The sequence below is a fragment of the Rhodococcus daqingensis genome, assembly GCF_042665615.1.
GTDB classification, from domain to species: domain Bacteria; phylum Actinomycetota; class Actinomycetes; order Mycobacteriales; family Mycobacteriaceae; genus Rhodococcus_G; species Rhodococcus_G daqingensis.
In genome coordinates this window covers 1-3095 of sequence record NZ_JBHTCS010000038.1, presented here as the reverse complement: position 1 = coordinate 3095, position 3095 = coordinate 1, and the positions used below count along the sequence as shown (strand labels likewise).

The following is a 3095-nucleotide window of genomic DNA, read 5'->3' as shown; positions in this document are numbered from 1 at the left end:
GTACGGTGGATGCCTTGGCACCAGGAGCCGATGAAGGACGTAGTAGGCTGCGATAAGCCTCGGGGAGCTGTCAAACGAGCTGAGATCCGAGGGTGTCCGAATGGGGAAACCCAGCACGAGTGATGTCGTGTTACCCGCGCCTGAATATATAGGGCGTGTGGAGGGAACGTGGGGAAGTGAAACATCTCAGTACCCACAGGAAGAGAAAACAATAGTGATTCCGTGAGTAGTGGCGAGCGAAAGCGGAAGAGGCTAAACCATGTACATGTGATAGCCGGCAGGCGTTGTGTGCGTGGGGTTGTGGGGCCTTTCTTCTCATCACTGCCGTGGTGGGCGAGAGTAAGAAACCGGGTTGTTAGTCGAAGTGGTCTGGAACGGCCTGTCGTAGAGGGTGAGAATCCCGTAGACGAAAACTTCCCGGCTCTCGTGAGGGGTTCCCAAGTAGCAGCGGGCCCGTGAAATCTGCTGTGAATCTGTCGGGACCACCCGATAAGCCTGAATACTCCCTGGTGACCGATAGCGGACTAGTACCGTGAGGGAAAGGTGAAAAGTACCCCGGGAGGGGAGTGAAATAGTACCTGAAACCGTGCGCTTACAATCCGTCAAAGCCTTCGAGCAGCTTGCTGCTGGGGGTGATGGCGTGCCTTTTGAAGAATGAGCCTGCGAGTTAGTGGCATGTGGCGAGGTTAACCCGTGTGGGGTAGCCGTAGCGAAAGCGAGTCCGAATAGGGCGATCTGAGTCGCATGCTCTAGACCCGAAGCGGAGTGATCTACCCATGGCCAGGGTGAAGCGACGGTAAGACGTCGTGGAGGCCCGAACCCACTTAGGTTGAAAACTGAGGGGATGAGCTGTGGGTAGGGGTGAAAGGCCAATCAAACTCCGTGATAGCTGGTTCTCCCCGAAATGCATTTAGGTGCAGCGTCGCGTGTTTCTCACCGGAGGTAGAGCTACTGGATGGTCTAGGGGGCCCACAAGCTTACCGAAATCAGCCAAACTCCGAATGCCGGTGAGTGAGAGCGCGGCAGTGAGACTGCGGGCGATAAGGTTCGTAGTCGAGAGGGAAACAGCCCAGATCGCCAGCTAAGGTCCCTAAGCGTGTACTAAGTGGAAAAGGATGTGGGGTCGCGAAGACAACCAGGAGGTTGGCTTAGAAGCAGCCACCCTTGAAAGAGTGCGTAATAGCTCACTGGTCAAGTGATCCTGCGCCGACAATGTAGCGGGGCTCAAGTACACCACCGAAGCTGCGGCATTCATGCAAGCCCGCTCCTTCCCTACGGGGTTGGAGCCAGGTGTATGGATGGGTAGGGGAGCGTCGTGCAGCCATGGAAGCGTCGGAGTGATCCAGGCGTGGAGGCTGCACGAGTGAGAATGCAGGCATGAGTAGCGAAAGAAGAGTGAGAAACTCTTCCGCCGAATGACCAAGGGTTCCTGGGCCAGGTTAATCCGCCCAGGGTGAGTCGGGACCTAAGGCGAGGCCGACAGGCGTAGTCGATGGACAACGGGTTGATATTCCCGTACCCGTGTAAACGCGCCCATGGTGAATCAGTGATACTAACCGCCCTGAAGCCGGCCGTGTTCCTTCGGGAGTGTGGTCGGGGGATGCGCGGGACCTGATCTGGTAGTAGCCAAGCGATGGGGTGACGCAGGAAGGTAGCTGAGCCAGTCAGTGGTAATACTGGTGTAAGCGTGTAGGGAGTGACATAGGCAAATCCGTGTCGCACATATCCTGAGACGTGATGCATAGCCGATTGAGGCGAATTCAGTGATCCTATGCTGCCGAGAAAAGCCTCTAGCGAGCTTTTACACGGCCCGTACCCCAAACCGACACAGGTGGTCAGGTAGAGAATACTAAGGCGATCGAGATAACTATGGTTAAGGAACTCGGCAAAATGCCCCCGTAACTTCGGGAGAAGGGGGGCCTCGTCTGGTGATCCAACTTGCTTGGTGAGCTGGGTGGGGCCGCAGAGACCAGTGAGAAGCGACTGTTTACTAAAAACACAGGTCCGTGCGAAGTCGTAAGACGATGTATACGGACTGACGCCTGCCCGGTGCTGGAAGGTTAAGAGGACCGGTTAGCGGATTCGTCCGCGAAGCTGAGAATTTAAGCCCCAGTAAACGGCGGTGGTAACTATAACCATCCTAAGGTAGCGAAATTCCTTGTCGGGTAAGTTCCGACCTGCACGAATGGCGTAACGACTTCTCAGCTGTCTCAACCATAGACTCGGCGAAATTGCATTACGAGTAAAGATGCTCGTTACGCGCGGCAGGACGAAAAGACCCCGGGACCTTCACTATAGCTTGGTATTGGTGTTCGGTTCGGTTTGTGTAGGATAGGTGGGAGACTGTGAAGCGGGCACGCCAGTGTTCGTGGAGTCATTGTTGAAATACCACTCTGATCGTATTGGACATCTAACCTCGGACCATGATCTGGTTCAGGGACAGTGCCTGGTGGGTAGTTTAACTGGGGCGGTTGCCTCCCAAAATGTAACGGAGGCGCCCAAAGGTTCCCTCAGCCTGGTTGGCAATCAGGTGTTGAGTGCAAGTGCACAAGGGAGCTTGACTGTGAGACTGACAGGTCGAGCAGGGACGAAAGTCGGGACTAGTGATCCGGCACCGGCAAGTGGAAGCGGTGTCGCTCAACGGATAAAAGGTACCCCGGGGATAACAGGCTGATCTTCCCCAAGAGTCCATATCGACGGGATGGTTTGGCACCTCGATGTCGGCTCGTCGCATCCTGGGGCTGGAGTAGGTCCCAAGGGTTGGGCTGTTCGCCCATTAAAGCGGCACGCGAGCTGGGTTTAGAACGTCGTGAGACAGTTCGGTCTCTATCCGCCGCGCGCGTTAGAAACTTGAGGAAGGCTGTCCCTAGTACGAGAGGACCGGGACGGACGAACCTCTGGTGTGCCAGTTGTTCCACCAGGAGCACCGCTGGTTAGCTACGTTCGGAAGGGATAACCGCTGAAAGCATCTAAGCGGGAAGCCTGTTCCAAGATGAGGTTTCTCACCCCCTCGAGGGGGTAAGGCCCCCGGCAGACCACCGGGTTGATAGGCCAGAACTGGAAGCACGGTAACGTGTGCAGGTGACTGGTACTAA

The 3095-nt window shown here is 56.0% G+C and carries 1 rRNA gene; it reads left to right on the top strand.

Annotated elements, in window-relative coordinates:
- Nucleotides 1-3095: ribosomal RNA gene (locus tag ACFQS9_RS26445) — 23S ribosomal RNA — on the top strand; the annotation flags it as partial.